We start from the raw sequence: 22,503 nt of genomic DNA, 5'->3' as shown, positions 1-22,503 counted from the left end.
ACTTAAACACCTTCAGGAACAATGATGTTTCCAGACTCAATTTCACACATAAAATCAAGCTTACGTAGTAGTTGCTTCATACCTTCAACGTCTAAACGTTCAGTATTGTGCGAGTTGTAATCTTCTACCTTAGAGAGGTCTGAATCGCCTTCTTCAAAAAACTTTGAGTAGTTTAAGTCTCTATTATCTGCAGGCACTCTAAAATATTCACCTTGCTCTTGTGCAACAAACATTTCTTCACGACTACATAGAGCTTCAAACAATTTTTCACCGTGGCGGGTACCAATCACGTTTACAACATGCTCTGGTTTTTTAAGCATTTCGAGTAACGCAGTTACTAATACCTCAATCGTTGCTGCCGGCGCTTTTTGCACAAAAATATCTCCATTTTGGCCATTTTTGAAAGCATGTAATACCAAGTCAACGGCATCGTCTAAGGTCATCATAAAACGAGTCATTGTAGGGTCTGTAATCGTGATTGGCTCATTATTAACTATCTGGCGGATAAACAATGGAATAACTGACCCACGTGATGCCATTACGTTACCATAGCGAGTACAACAAATTGTGGTATTGCTATCTTCTAGATTACGGCTTTTAGCAACAATAACTTTTTCCATCATCGCTTTTGAAATACCCATAGCATTAATTGGGTAAACAGCTTTATCTGTACTCAGACACACTACACGCTCAACATTATTAGCGATTGCTGCTTCGAGTACGTTTTCTGTTCCCAACACGTTAGTTTTAACGGCTTCTAACGGATAGAACTCACACGACGGTACCTGCTTCAATGCCGCAGCGTGATAGACATAATCCACCCCCCGCATAGCACTTAAAATACTTTGCAGGTCACGAACATCACCAATATAGAACTTTAATTTATCTGACTGAAAATGCTTTCGCATGTCATCTTGTTTTTTCTCATCACGCGAAAAAATACGGATCTCTCTAATCTCAGTATTTAAAAAACGGCGTAAAACAGCATTTCCGAACGACCCTGTCCCCCCTGTTATCAATAGTGTTTTCCCTCTAAAAATATCTTTACCTGACATTAAACGACCCTTAATTTTTTTAACGAATTTAATAATAACTCATCCCTAAAAAGATAAGAAATTGATATATAAAACAACAAAAACAGACTTGAATAAAGAACCAATCCAAAATCAAAATATGACAAGCAGTAAGAAACAAAAAGTATATTTACAATTCGAAATATGAAAGCCTTAAAAGTAGCCAAAGAAAACCAAAGTCTAAATTTAAAAAGGAAAAAGAAAAGCACAACAACTTGAATGTAAGTTATAATAACAAAATTAAAAACTACGGAAATGGCTCCAAAAAAAGGATATGTAAAGCTATTAACCACAAGACTAACAATAGCTGTAACCAAAGTAATAGTAAGACACTCCGTATCTTTCTTTACTACAAAATACACCCTATTTAGAATATCTTTAAATATAAATGCGGGCAATATTAAAACCATCAACGTGAATATTTTCGTAACATTAATAACATTTTCAATAGAAAAGCTTCCGCGAAAAAAAATTAGTTCTACTATTTCCTTACTATTAATCGCTGCGACAATGACTAATGGCAACAGAAAATAAGAAAGATAATCAAAAGATTTATATAAAACCATCCTTATTTCTAACAAATTTTTTTTTGAAGATAAATTAGGCAGTACATGACTAGTTATTAACAACAAACTGATTGACAATATAAAAAGATTCAATTTGTTAGCATAGGTAAACTCAGATAGCTCACCTGCACTTCCCATAGAAACAAAGTAAACTGGTATAAAATTGGTCAACTGCTCTACAACAACAAACAGAACAACCAAACCAATTGCCGTTGGTTTTAAGCTTTTTTTCCTAATTAAAAGAAAACGATTAATTACTTTTCTAAAGCGAACCTTTTGTTCGAAAAAATTAAAAAGCAATAATACAAACCATCCAACAATCGCCACATATAGTAACAAGTTAAAATCACCACTATCGACTAAATAAATAGTAACACAAAATGCAAAATTATTTACTACAGGTGTAACATAAGTTAACAAAGGCTTGTTTTTGCATAACTGTAAAGAATTCAAGATACCAACGGCAGTTGACAACGGAAAAGTTAATGCCATTAGTTTTAGATAGTCAACAGATTTACGCATAACGTGTTCGTTATTAGCAACTAAAGCCACAATTTCATCCGAGAAAAAATATGTAACGAAAGAAATAAAAATAGACAGTGATAAATACATTAAATAGAGCGAGTACAATTCGATTGCACTCGATTTTCTATTCAAAACATCTTTACACTTAGGTATAATTACAATTGAAATAGAAGAGTAAAGCCCAATATAAATAAGTGTAGAAATGTACGTAGCTAAGAAAAAGGCGTCAGTTTCTTTACTCACACCAAAACTATATGTTATTAAAACATCTTTTAACAACCCTGACGCTTTGCCACCCAAAATAAGAGCAAACAAAGCGATTGAAACCAATGACAAGTTCCTTCCGAATCGATTAAACATAAACCTGCCTAGATTGAAATTTATATATAAAATACATAATAACAAGTGCAAATAAAACAAAAACACCAGAGAGAGAGTGTACTAACTGGTTATTCGAATATACAAAAACAATTCCCACAGAAAGATAAATAAATAACGGACGAGCAAAAGGGTTTGAGTTATTAATCGAAGCAATCCAAACTCTCGCATAACTAAAACTAAAGAAGGCCATAAAGCATAGGGTTCCAGGAAACGTTAAATCTGATGCAAGCCACGAAAAAGCGGAGTGCCACTTATCCAATCCCCACCCTAATTCTTCAGCTCTAAATGGATACGAATGCTGCAAGATCAAGCCTGGCGAAGATATCGCAGTCTCAACAATTTTCGCTAGTGAATATGAATTCCCTAGAAAATAGGTCCACTCAAACGGTAATTGCAATGCTAAATTCAAGCCATAAAGCCCATTGGTGAAATAGCCTAAAAACATACCAATTCCAAATCCAAAAGTGTTACCAAAAATCTTAATAATTATTGATTCACTATCCCAGTAAACATGAGAATTTAAAGCTGTTGCAATATTACTGCCATCGATATCAATAGCCGCATATCTTGATGTTAAAATGTATGAGAAAGAAAAAACCACCACAGAAAACACAAAACAGTAATTTAATATTTTACTTACACTAAACCTTTTGTTTTGAACTGCCGAAAAGATTAAATAAGAATAAACAAAAAAAATAACAATATCACCAAGGTATTTCTGCTTACCAGAAACCAATACATTTATAATCAAATATGTAAAGATCACAAAACAAGCTATTAACTTTTGTTTTTTATTCAGAAAAATGTAATTCGAAAAGATAAACAATAATGAGAGAGTCTGCAGAGAGACCGAAAAGATATTTAATATATAGCTAAAACCAATTGAACTACTACCTCGAACGTAACCATCATAGCCATCGACATAGTTGGTTCCCATGTTCGAGATTGATATACTTTTCCCTGATACAAAAAAGTCCCCCCAGGCAACAATCGATAAAAGTAGACCAGAATACAAAAAAAACTTAAAAAAACTTCCCTCAATGAAATTATTCTTTGACTTCTTATGTTCCCACTTTACTATCCCTTTAGCTCCTGCAATGAAAAAAAAAACAAAAATAAATGTGTTAATTATCAGGAATGAAGCTAAATAAAGAAAGTTCATATTTCTAAACTGGGCTGGCCCAAAGAACAAAGCAAACATTACAAAGAACGTATAAAGCAAAAATATATTTAATGGCAAATACCTATAACTTATGAGTTTCATCTAGTTAAGCTCTTCATTTAACATCAAATATCTTTTTATACGCATCAACTTTATCCTTCCCATATAAGTTCCCAATCTTCAGTGAGTTTCTTTTTGCTTTAGCCAAAAAATCATCTGTAGACTTAATCACCCTAGCTGGGTTACCTGCCACTACACTGTTATTTGGTACGTCTTTAGCTACAACAGCATTTGCACCAACAATACAATTATTGCCTATACTTACACCGGGCAAAACTAAAGCGCCCTTACCTATAAATATATTATCGCCAACATTTATCCTACCAGCTAACTCCAAGTCCGGAATGTTTTTCCTAAAAGGTAGAGTAGAACCATCATGGCAAACGAATGAAGCCCCCACGCTAATAAACACATTATCCCCTAAGGTTACTAAATATGGCTCAGCACTGAACATCTCATAACTGGAACCGTAAATAGTAACTCTACCATTCATTTTAACTCCTATTTTCCTTGCGAAATTTACTGGGAACAATCTTGCCCAAATATAGTTCAATGGAAAAAAAAGTAACCTAATAATTCTATTCATTTTACCCTTATAAAAAATTAACTAAGAAATAACTTAACCTGTTCAAAGTACATTCTGCAATCAAAAAACTTTGAGTTATAAGTTTTTTCTTTTAGCTCATTTAGTTCTAGCTCAGTCATTTTAAGGCACCTTTCTATCATATCTACCTCTTTACCTAATTGAGCCAAATATACTCCGCTTATATCTTGATATTTAGTCAAACTTGCAATATGACTAGATATAACAGGTATACCACAAGATACTGACTCAGCCAGTTTGGAAGGAAACCCAGCCAAGTTAACTAATGTTTCATCCCTAAAGAAAACTGAAAAATCAGATTCTTGGAGCCTCTGTATTACAAAACTGTGATCCATCTTTCCATTAAAAAACACCCTGTCGGAAAGGCCTTTGATTAGATCAATATGTTCGGGATAAACAGTTAAATAATCTTCTTCAGATATTCCGTACACATTGAAAGTAAAAACATAATTATCAGATAGAATACTCAAGGCTTTGATGACTATATCCAGCCTTTCCTTAACGGCACCTTTTGCCTTTGCAGCTCTTTTTACATCAAACGGATTACCAATATAAATTAGGCTAGTTGAAGACTTTTCAAGTGTTTTTGGCGGTGTAGTGAACTTTCGCGTATCATACAATGTAGGTAATTCTAATGTTTCAACATTTTTACTTTTGTAATAATCCGTCATGTATTGACTGGTTGTTATGACTTTTCCTGCTTTTTTAGCTAAATACCTGATTCTAAGCGTTGTATCAAGCCATTTTACAATTGAAAAAATTAAGCCTGCACCTCTAGAACTATGCCACTCTGTAATATCAGATATAACAGTCACATTGCATTGTTTCATTGCGGAATAAATTTTGAAAGAGGCAATTGAAGGATAATTATAAAGTATTACGCACTCAATATCCGTCGCATTTTCCTTTAAGTAATTAACAATTTCATCATGACCTAAAATTGTATTGATCCATTCCCGATTGGTCTTAGGATAGGAGACTGCTTTACTTTCAAATTCGCAACCTGAATAGGATACAGAACAAAGCCCATCGTCGAACGACAAGTTTTTATCTACGCCGATCAATTCGAGAGAGTACCCTAGCATACTAAATATTTTAGAGTTAGCTATAACTCTTTGTGCTGCAGCATTTTTATCAGGTAGCTCAAAGCCACCAATATATATAAGTTTTTTCATCTATTATTTAAAAACCCCAAGTACCATGGCATTGCTTTGGCTATTCCCTGAGAAATATTAAACTCTGGCGAATAACCTAACTTTTGCTTTGCCTTGGAAATATCGGCCTGCGAATGACGAACATCCCCATTTCTAAACGCTCTATAACTAGGAGCAATACTATATATGCTTCCACTTTTGTTTAATGAAGATTGAATATTGGTAAACAAATCATTTAAAGTTGTTCTGTCACCTACGGCAACATTGTAAACTTCATCTTTAGCTATATCCTCGCTTGTTGCCGCTAATAAATTCATTTGAACAGTATTTTCAATAAAGCAGAAATCTCTACTGGTTTCTCCATCTCCATTTATAAAAATTTCATCACCTTGAATCATTGCAGAAGCCCATTTAGGAATTACCGCTGCGTAAGCACCATTTGGATCTTGGCGTTGACCAAATACATTAAAGTAACGTAAACCAATTGTTTTAAAACCATATGTTTTGGCAAACACATTAGCATAGAGTTCATTAACATATTTCGTAACTGCATAAGGAGAAAGAGGGTTACCAATGTTATCTTCAACCTTCGGTAGTGCTGGATGGTCACCGTATGTTGAGCTGCTGGCCGCATAGGTAAAACTTTCTACCTTAGCTGCTTTTGCTACTTGCAGCATATTCAAGAACCCTGTGATATTAGTTGCATTTGATGTAATTGGATCAGCAATCGAACGAGGGACAGAGCCTAGCGCCGCCTGATGTAATACATAGTCCACACCTTTTACAGATTCCTCACAAGTGCTGTAATCGCGGATATCACCTTCTATAAAGGTAAAACGTTCCCATTGTTCTTCAGTAACTAAACTTTTTACTTCATCCAAGTTATGTTGATGACCCGTCGCAAAGTTATCTAACCCTACTACAGTTTGATTTAGTTTAAGCAATTTCTCTAACAGGTTTGAGCCTATAAACCCTGCAACTCCCGTCACTAACCAAGTTTTAGGAGAATCTATAAGTTCTTGTTGAATTTGTTCGTAACGAGACATAAGAAGTCCAGAATTAAGAATTAAGAATTAAGAATTAAGAATTAAGATAAAATAAAGTGATTTAGGATCGAAATAGACCAAGTAGAAACTTGTCCAAATTACAATCCTATTTCACAGTAAAGGAGGTTATAAACGCATATCTACGCTTTCTTTATCGAGTATGTACTTTAGATCGTATAATACGTGTTCAGTTTTACCTAAAACATGAATTTTTTCAGCACCCATTTCTCTAAACTCATTGTGGGCAACAGCCATAATAATCGCATCATAGTTATTCGCTTTTGGCTTTTCACATAACGACAGCCCATACTCATGCTCGGCCTCATCATTTGAACACCAAGGGTCAACTATATCGACATTTATATTGTATTCCTTCAACTCTGATACAATGTCGACCACTTTGGTGTTACGTAAGTCAGGACAATTTTCTTTAAATGTTAACCCCATAACTAGTACATTGGCACCTTCTACATGGAGACGTTTCTTAAGCATTTTCTTAACAAGTTGTGAAACTACGTATTGGCCCATACCATCGTTTAGTCTTCGGCCAGCTAGGATCATTTCAGGATGATATCCAACAGTTTGAGCTTTATGAGTTAGGTAGTAAGGGTCGACACCAATACAGTGTCCACCTACTAGACCTGGGCGGAACGGCAAGAAGTTCCATTTAGTACCCGCAGCTTCAAGCACTTCTAGCGTATCAATATCCAATTTGTTAAAGATAATTGAAAGCTCATTGATCAATGCAATATTGACATCCCGCTGGGTGTTCTCTATCACTTTTGCAGCTTCGGCAACTTTTATAGACGATGCTTTATGTGTTCCGGCAACAATAATGCTTTTATATAGTTGGTCTACAAATTCAGCTACTTCAGGAGTTGAACCACTGGTTACCTTCAATATGTTAGTGACGCGATGCTCTTTATCACCAGGATTGATTCTTTCAGGTGAATAGCCAGCAAAAAAGTTTTGGTTGAATTTCAATCCAGAGACTTTTTCGACTACCGAGATGCACTCTTCTTCAGTCGCACCAGGATATACGGTTGACTCATATATAATGATATCACCTTCACTGACAACAGCACCCAAAGCTTCAGATGCTTTTACTAGTGGAGTCAAATCAGGTTGCTTATGCTCATCTATTGGCGTTGGTACGGTAACAATGTACACATTACATTCTTTTAGGTCTGATAAAGATGCTGTGTAACGAAGACAAGTTGCTTCAGCGAGCTCCTGATGACTGCACTCAAGTGTGCTGTCATGGCCATATGATAACTCTGATATACGCCCTTCATTTATGTCGAAACCTATCGTAGGGCTTTTTTTACCAAACTCAACAGCCAAAGGAAGCCCAACATAGCCTAAACCAATAATACCAATTTTCACATTGTCTAGTGATACAATCATTTTTACTGCCTTTATATAATCGAAAACAAATCTATTTTGAGTAGCTACTGATATTTTGTGGACAGTGAAGTTTGTTTCAAAGAATGAATTCATGCCCTCTTACATCTCAGACCTAAAAGCTAGGCTGAGACACTTTTAATCCATTTTGAGACAATTGCTCTTATTTCTAAGTAAGCGCTATCCCTTGTAAATATTAGGTTTTACTGTTTTTCTATTCTTTTTCTACTCTTTATTTAAATGCAGCAGCCCCAATAAGTAATAAAATCATATTCGATAACAGCCTACAGAACACTACGTTTACGGAACGATCCGCTTACAGTTATACAGAAGAAAGAAGATAAAATTTGTCCAATATAATAACTATTTTAAAAATTAACCTTCTTTTCTGACGAAATGTCTTATTAAAACAATCATCACTGCCAGCATGCCACCAAGCATAGTGCCTAACACAAAAATAAGGGCACGTTTGGGTTTAGCTTTCTCTTCAGGCACTAAGGCTGGATCGATTGTTTTAAATACGTATTCATCACGAACTTCGGCAAACATAATCGTTTTTGCTTGCTCTTCAATTAATTTGTATAGAATTGAACGAATATCCGCGACGTTTGTCAGTGCTATTTGCTTATTAAGAAATTCGCTACTGCGATTAGCTTCAGCTACATCGCGCTCTTTCATCACCTTGTTTATATCTTGGATTAACCAAGCCACCCATTGCTGAGCTACGCTAGGTGACAGATGCTCGACAGAGATAGTAACCATACCAGTATCTTTAGCAGAGTTAACTGAAATGGCTTTACTAAACTCTTTATATGCCTCTTGCATTGAAGGTTTAGGCTTGAACGGCGCTTTAACTTCACGTACCCATTTGTTAGCTGACGCATCATATATCTCACTATCATAGGTAATCGTGTTATCACCCATATTCCACTTTTCTGCCGCCATTAGATCTGGCAAAATATTGTGGTTTTGGATGAACTGACTAGCAAATTGACGTGACTTCATCACCTCGATGGCCATCTGAGTTTTATCGACTCCTCCACCTCCTCCTAGATTTATACCCGCCATACTGGCTAGACCACCAAACTGACCCGCTAATGCACTTAATCCACCACTTTGTTCTTCACTTGCTGGAGCTAATAGAGCTTCAGACTTGTAAACATTTGGCTGTGAAAGTGCAAAAATGACAGAGCCTATGGCGAAAACAGCGGTAATGGCAATAATGAGCCATTTTCCTTGCCAGATGACTTTAAACAATTCCCTCAAATCAATCTCGTCTTCGCTTGTAGTTTGAGGGAACCTTGCATCCTTAAATTCTTGCGGTATATTTTGGTTATTCATCACTTTATCTTTTGATTTGATGGAGTAGAGAGCGCTTTGCTTCTAGATTCTAGGACGCTTCGCGGCTAGTGCGCTTCGCTGCTATAACAGCAATAATTACTTCGTCTGGTAGACTGCTGGTTCTTCTTTAATTTTTGACTCTTTCTTTTTGATCATAGTACCTAGGACTTTTGCGAGTTCTTTGGCTTCTTTTACCATTTCCAATGAGGAATGCTTTTCTAGATAACCGATTTCAATTCCGATATATAACTGGGTAACCAACTCACCAAGTGAGCCTTTTGCATAATACAAAAAGCGTACTTTTTCTTTGTTGGTTTCACGCTCTTCACCTTCTGCAATATTCGAAGGTACTGATAAGCCTGAGCGTGTTATTTGATCTTTAAAACCCCAGTTTTGAACTGTCTCTGTTGCCTTGTATATTTCGCACGACAATCTTGAAGCTCTCTTCCAAACATCCAGTTGTTCAAATCTCATTAGCTACTCCTTAGCTTTGGCAGAGCGCTGCGCTTCTAGTTCGTGACTTTGTCACGACGAGAACGTCGCTTCGCTCCTTCTAGATTCTATAAAAGCAAAAGATAGCACTGACGTAGTATATAACGCTGGCTCTTAAGCTTTTTGCTTTTATAGCAGGGCGAAGCCCGTTCTAGCAGCGAAGCGATCTCGTAACTCGATTCTTCTTACAAGTTCGCGACTGTAGCGAATGCTACTGCTGTGTTGTAGATGATGCTGGTTACCTGCGTCCAGAGTGTTAGGTTATCTTTGTATTCTGTATCAAGCGGTACGATAATCGTATCACCAGGTTGAAGGCTGTCTTCACTGCTGAACCAGATTGAGCGGCTTGGAAGCAGTACAGAACCGTTCGCTTTAATCACATAGGTTCTATCACCATCTGCACGCTCTCTCTCGCCACCAGACATGGCAAGATACTGATCTAGCGTTAAGCCCTTCTTGAATCTATGCGTTGCAGCATGTTGTACTTCGCCCATTACTGCAATGGTTTGCTTAGTGGAGGGGACATATAAGATATCTGAGTCTTCGAGTTGAAGATCTGCTTGTTCAATACCAACTGATATTGCAGATAAATCAACAACTAAGCGCCCGACAGCTTTGATGTTTTCAAGGTCGGTGAGCATCATCTGAGCATCGCTATAATTTACAACATTGCCATCTTTCGATACACCGCGAGTTGCGATATCGCGGCGGAGTTGATTAGCAAGCTTTTTAATCTCAAGCTGTTCTTGTTGGCGTACTGATTCCCGCACAAATACCGCTGATGGTAGGTAAGCAAACTCTGTAAATCCACCAGCGCGATTTAGCACATCTTTAAGTGTCTCGCCGCGACGAATGTTATACATGCCAGGAAATTTAACTTCACCACGGATCTCAACAGATTTATTTTCTTGCCAATCCGGTGTTGTCATCACGGTTAAAATATCGCGACCTTTGAGTTTTGCATTGACAGTCGCATCACCTTGAATAGCTGCTTTCAGATCGATATTTTGATGTTGAATACTTGAGCCTTGGCTGTCTATTAAGGTGCTTGTTAATTCTGCTCTTGCGGTATAGGCACCTTCTTGAAGGCCACCACCCGCTTTTATTAAGTCATCAACTCTTGCATTTACGGCTAGTGGATAGATACCAGAGTGACGAACCTTGCCATTAACAGCGACAACTTTAACCTCTTTGCCTGAACGACCTTGAGTGGTTAATTTCATCACAACAGGGTAAAGCAGCTCACTGCGGTTCATCGCCGAACTAAGCTTTATCAAGTCTTTATCATCAAACAGGTTAATCAACATCTTGTTGACCTCCCCAATAATGGCTTGCTGCTCGTTATCATCAGCCTCTTTTGCGATAACAACACCACCGATCTCACTTCGCTCTGTTAACCCTTTCTGTTGCAGTTGCGCAAAGCCAGCTTTAAAAAGATCGTTACCAACCAATGAGTCACCAGCAAGCTCAGTGACCTTTAAAACGCGTTCTTTAACTAATTTATTTAACTCGTAACGATTTTGACTTTTATCACTAAAGTTGAAGAAGATAACCTTATCACGTGCATTTAATAGTAGGTCATCAGTTGCAACTTTTTGACTGATAGCTTTACCGGGCTCAAATTGATGGACTTCAATATCACCGTACTGATTAACTTCACGAACAATAATGCCATAGTCTAAGTCTGCAGAAGCCGATAGATCGCCCCAAATTGACGGAACCAGATCGCTAATCTTTTGACCTTGATACCATTGATACTTACCTGGCCTTACAACTGCACCAACAACTGTGATGGCGTCTTCAAACTGATTAGAAGCAGATTTTACACGTACAACATCACCCGCTAGAGCCTTAACTTTTTGACCTTGTGCTGAAGTAAGGTCAACATTTTTAACTGTTTTTAAACCATTCGTATTGAAACGCTCTATACTACTACTTCTTGGATAAGCACCCGACTTTAAACCCGCAGCCATGGATAAAACATCAGCCAGTGTTTCACGGTTTTTTAACTCATAGATAGCAGGACGACGAACCTCACCGGTCACACGAACTAAACCACCCACTGATGGGATAAATACCACATCACCAGAGCGGAGCATTAGATCGCTAGATGCATCGCCACGCATAAGCAGATCGTAAAGATCCATGGTGCCGATTAATTTGCCATTACGCTTTAGCTGAATATTACGCAGTGAACCAATCTCATTTACACCACCTGAAACAAACAGTGCTTGAGTTATCGTAGATAAACTTGAAACAGTGTATGAACCAGGCTTGTAGGCATCACCAGCAACAAAAATACGAATAGAGCGCAGCTTACCCATGGTGATGTTAGATTCGATACCTATCATCTGCTCGCTGATACGGGAAGTTAAGATTTTTCGTAGCTCGGCAAAAGTTAATCCGTTAACTGAGATTGGCCCAAGCTCAGGGAATTGAATCTCACCCTCACGGTTAATAACTAAGTCGTATTCTTTGTTATCTTTACCGTAAAGTTGGACTTTAATATTGTCACCAGGACCGACTAAATATTCACTAGGTACAGGAACATCTGAAACTGGCGCAAATGTAGTAGGCTCACCTCTAAAGAGATCATAGCCAAAACGTTTCAGTTCAGTTTTCGCTTTATCTTCATCAAAATCGAGCTCTTCTTTATCTTTATCCTGCTCATAGATAGGTTGACCATTTCGATCAAAGTTTTGTCTCTCATTAACAAGAGTAGGATTTTCTAGCTGCTGCTGTGAGCTAGCCCCGCCACCTAACATTGAAGGGTCGATACCGTACTGTTTAGCAAGTCTTTGCTGTTCTGAAGCAGGCAAGTTCTTAAATTGCTCTATCATCTGCGGAGACGGCATAGCAGCTTGTGCTTGCGTGCCCAACAAAACTAAGGCACTAATGCCTGCAATGATTATTTTTTTGGTTTTGTGTAACACTGATAATCTCCGTTGATAAAGCTATGTATATAAATAAGGTTAAAAAAGTGATGAACGGACTTCGTCCTCACGGCACGTAACTTCGTCACTACAGAACGCTGCTCTTACGGTAACAAGAAAACGATGACTACGTCAGCATCAAGATCGGTCGCAAGCTCTTTGCTAGGACGCAACACTGCGGGAGCTGACGTTGTGCTGCTAATCTATGTAGGTTGGGCTTTGGACCATCAATAAGTGATTGTATATAGCAAACCTGACGGCATAAATGCCGACCTACAATAGAATAAGGCCATCAGCGTTCGCCTTAAAAGAAGCGAAGCGCCCTAGAACCTAGCAGGCACTAGTGCCGTCCTACGCAGGGCGAAGCCCGTCCTTCTTTGCATATGTAGGTTGGGCTTTAGCCCATCAAAAGCGTCGGCATAAATACCGACCTACACAAGAAAAAGGTTCTAGGTGTAATAAGCAGATTCTAGGCTCGAAGACCTAAAAAAATCAAAACTATTGAAGGCAAAAGCTTAATAATGTTTACTGTAATTTCTGCTCTTTCCTAGCAGCAAAGCGCTCTAGCAGTGAGCTTGCGAACGTCCTCGCAGCGAAGCGTCCTAGAATCTTTTTGAATACGCTACCGATCCGCGTGGCGGACGAGACGCCCTTCGGCGTCCACTAAACGAATACTCTTTAATAAACAATAAACAAAGGTTTTCATTCGGCACCCTTTACTCCATACATCCATGTATTTCGCCCAATGGGCCAGCTAAAGCTGTCCAAAATTGTTCCCGACAATTTGTGTCAGGCACGCTACCGACCCGCGTGGCGGCCAGAGGCCTTCGGCTATCACTTAACGAATGAAACTTTTCATTCGATGTCCTTCGGACACGCTACCGCCCATGGATTGCGGCTTCCAAATTGCCCGTCACGAGATGCGACACTCTAATTTTGTTACTCTTTTCTTCACTTTTTAAGCAAAGTGCAAACTTTGAAATAGCTACTACACTCACTAAGATGTCTACAAAGTAAACTCACTCAAGTCGGTTTACCGTCTAACAACACCTAATGCCAAATAGACATTTCAAAGCCATACTCATTTATTCAAGACAAAAAGCCTTAATCATACTTTCTAAAACTGCCTAACCAAAAATTAAACAGTGGCGCATTATACGCTATCCGTTATGTAAATGCTGTTCATTAAAGCCTCGAATGCGTACCACCTCAAAAAGCAATCGTAAAAGAGTGTTTAATATAGGAAGCACAACTAAAACGGCAGTGGATCCCATATTTATATTCCTATAAAAAACCAACATAGTCAGCGAATAGTTAGAACCTTAATCACCATTAAAAATATCGGTTTTTATGTTCCACGCAAAATAAACAGCCATATTTTTGCGAGAATTACGAAGAACAGCAAGCCTAAGCGATACATTTTATGCACTCATTAACAAAGCGAGACTCAAAAACACAAGCCAAGCTAACAAACATAACCAATAGAAAACAAAACACCAACTATGGCAAATATCCTACAAACAAATGAGTAATATACTTAAGCAATAATGTTTACTTTGAAAATATGTAGGATAAAAGCTCTATATTTAGCTTAAACAGGTTTTATACTGTCTCTGGGCACTGAAACTCGCTTCTTCTGCCCCATAATCTCAAAAAGAACATGACAGCGTTTATCACCGCTTTTCTCGGCAAAGATCCCCTCTAAATCAGCAAATGGTCCTTCAGTAAACTTAACCTGATCGCCAGGATTTATCTCTACTGTTGAAGAGCCATCACACTTCTGTGATAACTCACTTGCAGGCAATAACTCAGATAGCAGCTTATGTTCACGTAAGCGAATGCTGTGGATAATTGAATCGTCAATAGAGGTCATTAGCTCATTACATCCAACGATACGACCCACTCCACGGGTTGAGTGAATTCGCGCAACACTGGTCACTTGTGGATCGATATTGATAAAAAGATAGCCAGGGAAAAGTGGGATACGCTTAATACTTACCTCTCCTTTTACTCTCTTCTCTTCGCCTATAGTAGGAAGGTAAGTATCAATATTTTGAAGAGTTAAGTTATGTACAGCTCTGGCTTCGCCACGTGGCTTACAATATAGAAGGTACCAAGCTTTCATGGTCATTTGACTCTTTACGTTTTGCTAAACAAGCACATAGCTTTAAGGGTCTAACTTTTATGACTAACTTTAAAATTTAGCATTGTAAAAATAGACGGATAGAGATGGGAATATAGGAAAAGTCCATAGTCATAACAATCTAAGCTCTCACTTAAGATCCGCGACGTCCCATTCACAAAGGAGATCATATCAAATTGCTATTTTGATGAAAAGAGGGAAAGCTAAGAAGAGCGGGCTTTGCCCTACTAGAACGGCACTTCGTGCCTGCGAGGTTCTAGGTCGCTTTGCTTCTATAAGCGCGAACGCCACCAGTGGCTACGGTTAACGGAATGGCCTGAGGCCGTACGGAACGCTTTGCTTATGGTAAAAATTGAGAAGAGCGGCCTACGGCTTGCTAGAGCGCTTCGCTTCTAGATTCTACACAATCAAATGCGGAACGCCGCAAGCGGCTTCATGTTGACGGAATGAATTTTTCTATTGATAGGTCGGCATTTATGCCGTCAGGTTTAATATGTTTATCATTGTTTGTTGATGGGCTAGAAACAAGGACGGGCTTCGCCCTGCGAGGACGGCACAAGTACCTGCTAGGTTCTAGGGCGCTTCGCTTCTATAAGCGCGACCGCCATAAATGTCTACGGTTGACGGAATGGCCTGTGGCCTCACGGAACGCTCCGCTCACAGTAAGAGCAAAATCAAAAGAGGAGTTCGTCCTTTCTTTTACCGTAAGTGAGGCACGAACGTTCCGTTATCTGTCAGCGAAGCGTTCTGCTTCTCAGGCCAAAGCCCCCCCCCTCGAAGTGAGCCTGCGAACCTCCTAGCAAGGAGTTTACGACTGCCCTAGAAGATGACGAAGTCACCATCTCCGTTAAAATATCTTTCCGTTTATTCTTTATTCTGCTTGTTTAAATAGTCGCCATTCACACGGGCAAAATTGACATCTGTAAGGTGAAAAGGGTATATAAGATGGGTTTCGTAGGATTTATAGCGTCAAATATTAAAATATAACAATAGTCTGTAGCGTGTTTGTTGTTGAGTTGAAAAAATATTACATAACAAATCATAATGTTAGAGTAAAAAACTAACTAAGAGTTCAGCGTTACAAAACTGTAAAATAAAAAAATAACAATTTTTCTGTGGCGACACTTGTCTCACAGGCAATCACAAGCGAAGGTGGAAACTTAATGAGCGTAGCAAAACCCCAAGGGACGATGCTCGGGCATCCGAAGGGATTGTTCCTGTTGTTTACAACAGAGTTATGGGAACGATTCAGCTATTACGCAATGCGTGCCATTTTGGTACTTTATTTGGTAGATAGTGTTCAATCACAAGGTGGTCATGGTTTAGGTTGGACTAGCGCTGACGCCCTCTCTCTTTACGGTACATTCACAGGTTTAGTCTATTTAACACCACTTATCGGTGGCTGGTTAGCTGATACATATTTAGGCCAACGTCGTGCCATTATCATTGGTGGTGCCTTAATGGCCGCAGGCCAATTCATTTTAGGTACACCCCATGCTTGGGTACCAGGAATGGAAACTGAAGTTTTCTACCTAGGTCTTGGTGTACTTATTTTAGGTAATGGTCTATTTAAGCCAAATATCTCAACCATGGTTGGTGATCTTTATGAAGAGGGCGACCACCGTCGTGACGGTGCTTTTACTATCTTCTACATGGGTATCAACGTTGGTGCATTCCTTTCAGGTATTATTGTTGGTTCTGTTGTAGCTTACTTCGACGGTAACTTCCAAGCAGGCTTCATCTGTGCCGGTATTGGTATGGTTCTATCATTAATTATTCAGTTCATGTTTGCTCAAAAGCTACTTGGTGATATTGGTCGTAGACCAGCTGCACAACTTGAAAAAGAGAAAGCTGCTGAAAAAGGTGAAGTACGTAAAGAGCCTCTGACAAAAGTTGAACGTGACCGTATCAAAGTTATTATGATCATGGGTCTATTCACCATCATCTTCTGGGCTGGCTTTGAACAGGCTGGCGGTCTAATGAACCTGTTCACCAATGACTTCACAGACAGAAGCATAGGCAGTTGGGAAGTTCCTACGACTTGGTTCCAATCACTGAATGCGATGTTTATCGTTATTTTTGCACCAGTTGTGGCTTCAATTTGGATCCGCTTAGGTAAGAATGAGCCAAACTCGCCAGTGAAATTTGCTTTAGGTCTTGTTCTGCTGGGTATCGGCTTCCTATTTATGATTGGTGCAGTACTTGAAATGGGCGGCGATGCCAATGCTAAATCAAGCATGTGGTGGTTAGTCGGTGCCTACTTCTTCCATACCATGGGTGAACTTTGTCTATCTCCAATTGGTCTTTCAATGGTGACTAAACTTGCTCCGCTACGTATCGCATCACTAATGATGGGTGCCTGGTTCCTATTCGTTGCTGCAGCGAATAAGATTGGTGGTGTTGTAGGTTCATTTATCGGTCACGGTGGTCCAAAAGAGGAGCAACTTGCCAATGCAATGTCTATCTTCGCAGGTATTGCAATTACCGCAGCAGCTTCTGGTATCCTACTTTACTTTATGGCTGATAAATTAGTCGACTGGATGCACGGTGCTGAAGACGGCCCTGTACACACAGAAGAAGAAGCGCTTGAAGAAGAGATGGCTGTGACTGCAGAGCATGAAGGTATAAAGCACTAAGCTTATATATTCACAGTTCTAGATTCTAGGTTCTAGGTTCTAGGTTCTAGGTTCTAGGTTCTAAAATGATAAAACGCCTTACTAGTAATAGTAAGGCGTTTTTATATTTGTAGGTCTGCATTTATGCCGTCTGGTTTATTCTATACAGAAGGACGGGCTTTGCCCTGCTAGGCTCTAGGACGCTTCGTTGCGATAAAGACGAACGCCGCAAACGGCTAAGGTAGACAGAATGACCTGCGGCCGTACGGAATGCTTCGCTTATGGATAAGACAGATAAGAACATACGTCATGGTAATCGATTGTTGATGGGCTACAACCTACAGTGAAGCGGAGAAGAGCAGGCCTGAGTGAGCGTAGCATTTTTGTACGCTTTAGATTTTACAGCAGGCCGAAGGCCGCTCTCGCAGTGAGCTCGCGAACGTCCTAGCAAGGAATCTACGACTGTCCTCGAAGATGACGAAGTCATTGCCCTTCTTAGCCTTTAAAAAGTGAGTTGTACGTAACCACCGTTTGGCGTTTGTGTATCATAGGTCAAACCACAAAAGTGATCTTTAAGTAACATCTGTTTATGCTCTGGGGCACTGGATGAGATACAAAAGCTCTCTCCTGGCATTAGAGTTCTAAAGTGTGAACTAGGTTGACCCCAGTCTAAAATACCTAACTGGAGAGAGTCAGGTAACGCTAGCGGCATCAGCCCTTCACTATTACGAAGGTAACAGCGTAAACCATGCCCAGCTTGGGCGATTGAAGCGCGAAATTGAGTTAGCTCTACAACCACATAAACGATATCGATAAAGATATCTAAGCCAGACTTAGTCATTCTTTCATTTAGATAACAAAGCATGTTGTATGGCTCGATAATAGCTTGTGTTGAACCGTCACGAAAAAGCTTCAGCTTTTGATTTACAAAGCTCTTTAAAAGAACGCTACCAAATGCAGCTCGATTATCCTGAGGAGTGAAGTGCGCCATATACATAACAAGATGCCGCTCACCCACATTAACGGTATCAATGAAGTATGCACTCACTTCATCGCTTTTAAATAAGCTGTAATCAATTTTAGCGCAAGGGTAGTTAATTTGGGATGGTGGAAATAGCTGCTGCTGGACACTTTTTGCAGCTTCTGCATTTTGCTCTAAAAGCACTAAATTGTCTTGCAACTCTTGGTAAGAAAGCTCTTCCATATCTTCAAGCTGCACATCTTTCATATGCCGCTCATCAAGGCATTGCTTAATAGCGCTTTCGATAAGAAAGAGATCTGCAACAGGTTTTACTAAGTAGTCGCTAGCGCCTATCCTAAGCGCTTCAACGACATCTGCCATCACTTGATTACCAGAAATAACAATTGAGGGGACGCTTGGGTTAATCTCTGACATCTTCTTTAACATGACTAAGCCGCCCATGATAGGCATGCTTAGATCTGCTAATACGATATCAACAGCATACTGCTTAAATCTATCTAAACCTTGTTCACCATCATCAGCTTCAAGCACTGTTGCACCGCGGCTATCCAGAAAAGAAGCCACAATTCGACGAAAAACAGGATCATCTTCAACAAGTAAAACAACAAGCTCTTTTAGCGCCATTCAAGGTCCTTTTATAAAATATACCCAAACGACTTCAAGATGCATAATTCAGCATGACGAGAAGTGACAGAGTTCAAGGCATGAAAATAGTTGGACTAGTTATTCTAATTCACTTTTTCATAACGCAGAAACATGTTGCTTATCGCCGTGCCCTTTGGGAGTTCCCGTAGAATCCCTGCTCTGCGTTAGTGATATCGACAAGGGAGTAACCATTCTCTTCAATCACAGCCTTGTTCAGCAATCCTACGGGAGCTCTGAAATGAGCATCTAGAGGTAGCTTGGGTATATGTGCTTCATTTAGCTTTTATCTTGGCATACAAGCTAATCCTGAAGACCTGAATAAGTTTTTAATCTAGTTCATCAAGATACTCATCCAGAAGCTCATCTTCACTTAAATCTACAGGTACATCTCCATCATACACCTTATAGTCCATATGTTGAAAATAAGCTTCTTTAACGAAAGTATAAGGATCCAGAGCATTATCTACCAATCTCTCTTGATCAATCGCTTCTGCACGTTGGTGAAGACTTTTAAGACCCCACTTAAGTAAAGACTGCCAGATTGTAAACTCAGATAATGGAAAGTATAGGCCATCAACCCAATCCGATGCGAGTTCTCTGGTTACATAAGGCCCTAAAAAAGGAGCCATAAAATAGGGACCATTCGGAACACCGTAGTAACCTAGCACTTCATTAAACTCATCTTGTTTACGTGGCAGCCCCATCATACCTGCAACATCAATCACACCAAGCAAACCCATAGTGGTGTTAATCGTGAACCTTCCTCCAGCATTAGCTGCCCAGCTCCACTTTCCCTGTAGGGTGTTATTAACCAGTGTACTGGGCTCTTCAAGATTAGTCACAAAATTATTTACGCCGGTTTTAACAGGTAATGGAATGTAATCCTTATACCCATGAGAAACGGGGCGATACAGATACCGATCCATTACATGGTAATTAAAATCCCACATAGCCCGGTTAAAGCCTTCTATCGGATCCCTAGGATCATTATATGAGATAGTTACAGTCGGTGAAGTCTCCGGCTCGATGTCAAGATTGACCCCACCATCTAATGATGCTCTCTCTTGATGAACCTCTTCCTTATAAACATGCTTTACTAGGACATCCTGTCCTGATACCGCAATGGGGGAAATGATCAACGATGCTACAATTAGCATTATCCTGTTAAGCTTCATATTTCTCTCTTAGATAATATGACTGAATCCATTTCAGCCACTTTTACTAATCAGCTACTCAACACTAAAGGTTTTCTTCGATTATGACGATAAGAACAGTAACCTAGAATGATGTAGAACTAGACTAGTGAGTATGATTACACTGTAAGTCCGATAAGGATACTCGGCAAAAAAAATAGATCAATTGTTAAATGAATAAATTTGTAAAAACAAATGTAACTTCAGTGGAAAACACTACATGGCTGAACATAACAAAACGATAAACAGTGTAGCCTCGGCCCAAGGCAATACAAGTCGCTCCTCTGTAGCGAGTCAATCGCTCACCTCAAATACTTCAGCTTTGCCATCACAGCTACCCTCTGACCCCCTCAATAAGATGAGTACTGAGCAGTTAAAAGCGATTCAATCTCAATTAATAAAACCAGAGGCGATTGTATTATCCACAGAGCTAAAACAGGTCTTAATCCGAGGAAACCATTATAATATCGACCTTCTAGCAAATCAGGTGAAGCTTAACCACTCTTCAATTGTAGATTATTTAATTAAAGTACCTTCATCATCTCATTCTACAACTAATGAAACTAAGCAGCTCACTGCCACCATCAATAAACTTATTTCACTGGGTCAGTCGATTTCATTGGAGTTGCCTCAAGCACTAAAAGGACTTGTTAAAGAAAGTGGCATAAACCTAAATCAACTTAAATTATTAAGTTCAAGAAAAGGGGGCTACCCCATACCTCCAGCACACCTTTTAAACAGGGCTCTGACCCTGTCGAATGGATTAAAGTTAACACTGCCACATTCCACCACTTTACCGGCCACACAAGCAACAGGCTCAAGTCAGATAGTCGTGTTACCTGAAATTCATTTTGTTAAAAATCAGTGGCTACTTATTTTAAAACCTGTTGTTGCAGAAACTGAGATCAAATTATCGCTAGCTAGTTCAGATAAAAGCTCTATGACATTGGAAGGCGACAAAAACTCTATAATTCAAGCCAAGCCTGAGATAGCAAAACTTTACTCACACCTATTTAAACCACTAAGTAAAATATCAACAGAGCCACTAACCCCCAATCAAGTAACCTCAAACGACGCTACAAGAAGCGAGAAGCTCCCTACACCCCCCCCCATTATGCCAACTGGATCGATTGGGGAGAAAAATATCGCTCTTACTAATAAAAAGAGTGAGCAGCAAACACCCACTGCATCAGATAAACCCCAAATAGCCCAACATAAACCTCTAAACCAAGCAAACATAGACATAAAGCAGCAAGTGACTATAGAAGCAGGAAAAGCCAATGAAACAGCAGCATCTAACACTCAAACAAAACAAGCATTGATGCTAGCAGCCTTAAATAAGGCTTTTGGTAAAGCTGGTAGTCTTCCTGAAAGTGAGTCAACTAAGCCATCACAAAATAACATAGCGAACTTATTAACCAAGCTACTCCCTAATTTAACACCTTCGATGCTATCTTCACTTGCAAGACCAAGCTCCATAAGAGGTGAATTACTCGATCAATTTAAGTTCAATACTCCTTTTGATACGAAAGCAATCAATAATGCCACACTCTCTCATACCAACTCGCTATCACTGCTTTTTCATCTTCTTCTAGGCCTAAAAAGTGAACAGGTAAATAGCGCAGTCAAGATAAGCGCTGCAACACGAGAGTACTTTCAAAAAGCTCAACAAAGGACAGGGATAAGTAACTTACTGCTTACCATGCTAGATAAGGCAGGAACAACTGAATCGCTTGGAAAGCTCATTAGTAACCTGACTCTCTATGCTCAGGCCAGTAATGATAACAATGGACAGAGTAATTGGTACTTCACTCTTCCCTACTCTTTCAACCAACATCAAGATAACCTTGAGGGACATTTCTCTCAGGAAAACAGAGACGATGAGGATAAACAAGCAGACTGGAAGCTTCAACTAAAGTTCAATTTATCTCAAGGCCCTATATTGTTTCAAGCTCATGTCATTGACTCAAAATTAACAATGACCATTAACGCAGAGCATAGTGAGCAGCTAAAGAAAATCGACACACAACTACCATTGTTAATAAAGAAGCTAAGTGACATTGGCCTAACACCAGAGAAGGTCTCTGCACAATACTCGAAGCTTCCAGCCACATTATTACCTGGTGAGCATTTTTTGGTAAAAATTAAAGCATAATAGTACCAATGAATATAAGCAGTCAGTAC

Annotated in this window: 15 protein-coding genes; 2 read left to right on the top strand and 13 right to left on the bottom strand. The window is 39.3% G+C overall.

Annotated features, from left to right (window positions below; genetic code table 11):
• Positions 1 to 2 precede the first annotated feature (2 nt).
• From SWOO_RS08440 to rfaH, 11 genes are all read right to left on the bottom strand, one after another.
• The gene (locus SWOO_RS08440) at positions 3 to 1,055 is read right to left on the bottom strand and encodes a polysaccharide biosynthesis protein (protein ID WP_012324292.1); all 1,053 of its coding nucleotides are present in this window, start codon (positions 1,053 to 1,055) and stop codon (positions 3 to 5) included.
• The gene (locus tag SWOO_RS08435) at positions 1,055 to 2,494 is read right to left on the bottom strand and encodes a lipid II flippase MurJ (protein WP_012324291.1); all 1,440 of its coding nucleotides are present in this window, start codon (positions 2,492 to 2,494) and stop codon (positions 1,055 to 1,057) included. The genes SWOO_RS08440 and SWOO_RS08435 overlap by 1 nt, the downstream gene beginning before the upstream one ends.
• 22 nt (positions 2,495 to 2,516) lie before the next feature.
• On the bottom strand, positions 2,517 to 3,809 hold the full coding sequence (locus SWOO_RS08430; RefSeq protein WP_012324290.1) for an O-antigen polymerase: 1,293 nt from the start codon (positions 3,807 to 3,809) through the stop codon (positions 2,517 to 2,519).
• A 13-nt stretch (positions 3,810 to 3,822) separates the two neighbouring features.
• Positions 3,823 to 4,260 carry an acyltransferase gene (locus tag SWOO_RS08420; RefSeq protein ID WP_012324289.1) on the bottom strand — a complete coding sequence of 146 codons (438 nt, stop codon included), beginning with the start codon at positions 4,258 to 4,260 and terminating at the stop codon, positions 3,823 to 3,825.
• A gap of 110 nt (positions 4,261 to 4,370) precedes the next feature.
• Positions 4,371 to 5,546: a glycosyltransferase gene (locus SWOO_RS08415; RefSeq protein WP_012324288.1), complete on the bottom strand. Its 1,176-nt coding sequence runs from the start codon at positions 5,544 to 5,546 to the stop codon at positions 4,371 to 4,373.
• A complete protein-coding gene (locus SWOO_RS08410; RefSeq protein WP_012324287.1) occupies positions 5,543 to 6,571 on the bottom strand; it encodes an NAD-dependent epimerase/dehydratase family protein in 1,029 nt (342 codons plus the stop codon). Before SWOO_RS08410 ends, SWOO_RS08415 begins: the two co-directional genes overlap by 4 nt.
• 126 nt (positions 6,572 to 6,697) lie before the next feature.
• Entirely contained in the window at positions 6,698 to 7,978 is a 1,281-nt protein-coding gene (tviB, locus tag SWOO_RS08405) for a Vi polysaccharide biosynthesis UDP-N-acetylglucosamine C-6 dehydrogenase TviB (protein WP_012324286.1), read from the bottom strand.
• Positions 7,979 to 8,350: 372 nt separating this feature from the next.
• On the bottom strand, positions 8,351 to 9,316 hold the full coding sequence (locus tag SWOO_RS08400) for a Wzz/FepE/Etk N-terminal domain-containing protein (RefSeq protein ID WP_012324285.1): 966 nt from the start codon (positions 9,314 to 9,316) through the stop codon (positions 8,351 to 8,353).
• A 96-nt stretch (positions 9,317 to 9,412) separates the two neighbouring features.
• Positions 9,413 to 9,790 (bottom strand): four helix bundle protein, encoded by a 378-nt coding sequence (locus SWOO_RS08395; protein WP_012324284.1) that lies wholly within the window; start codon positions 9,788 to 9,790, stop codon positions 9,413 to 9,415.
• Positions 9,791 to 9,993: 203 nt separating this feature from the next.
• Positions 9,994 to 12,741: an SLBB domain-containing protein gene (locus SWOO_RS08390; protein WP_012324283.1), complete on the bottom strand. Its 2,748-nt coding sequence runs from the start codon at positions 12,739 to 12,741 to the stop codon at positions 9,994 to 9,996.
• A 1,591-nt stretch (positions 12,742 to 14,332) separates the two neighbouring features.
• Positions 14,333 to 14,866 (bottom strand): transcription/translation regulatory transformer protein RfaH, encoded by a 534-nt coding sequence (rfaH, locus tag SWOO_RS08385; protein ID WP_041418044.1) that lies wholly within the window; start codon positions 14,864 to 14,866, stop codon positions 14,333 to 14,335.
• A gap of 1,181 nt (positions 14,867 to 16,047) precedes the next feature.
• Between rfaH and SWOO_RS08380 the strand changes: the two genes are divergently transcribed.
• Positions 16,048 to 17,520, top strand: a complete 1,473-nt coding sequence (locus tag SWOO_RS08380) for a peptide MFS transporter (protein ID WP_012324281.1) — start codon at positions 16,048 to 16,050, stop codon at positions 17,518 to 17,520.
• A 481-nt stretch (positions 17,521 to 18,001) separates the two neighbouring features.
• Here the strand turns inward: SWOO_RS08380 and SWOO_RS08375 are convergent, their stop codons facing one another.
• Positions 18,002 to 19,105 carry a response regulator gene (locus SWOO_RS08375; protein ID WP_012324280.1) on the bottom strand — a complete coding sequence of 368 codons (1,104 nt, stop codon included), beginning with the start codon at positions 19,103 to 19,105 and terminating at the stop codon, positions 18,002 to 18,004.
• Between the two features lie 347 nt (positions 19,106 to 19,452).
• Positions 19,453 to 20,301, bottom strand: a complete 849-nt coding sequence (locus SWOO_RS08370; protein ID WP_012324279.1) for an MlaA family lipoprotein — start codon at positions 20,299 to 20,301, stop codon at positions 19,453 to 19,455.
• Positions 20,302 to 20,539: 238 nt separating this feature from the next.
• Here SWOO_RS08370 and SWOO_RS25475 point away from each other — a divergent pair, with 238 nt between their 5' ends.
• On the top strand, positions 20,540 to 22,474 hold the full coding sequence (locus tag SWOO_RS25475) for a flagellar hook-length control protein FliK (RefSeq protein ID WP_012324278.1): 1,935 nt from the start codon (positions 20,540 to 20,542) through the stop codon (positions 22,472 to 22,474).
• Positions 22,475 to 22,503: the final 29 nt, after the last annotated feature.

The sequence above is a fragment of the Shewanella woodyi ATCC 51908 genome (assembly GCF_000019525.1).
In the GTDB taxonomy this organism is placed as follows: Bacteria; Pseudomonadota; Gammaproteobacteria; order Enterobacterales; family Shewanellaceae; genus Shewanella; species Shewanella woodyi.
The sequence above is the reverse complement of the archived record's forward strand: the minus strand, read 5'-3'. Positions and strand labels throughout refer to the sequence as shown.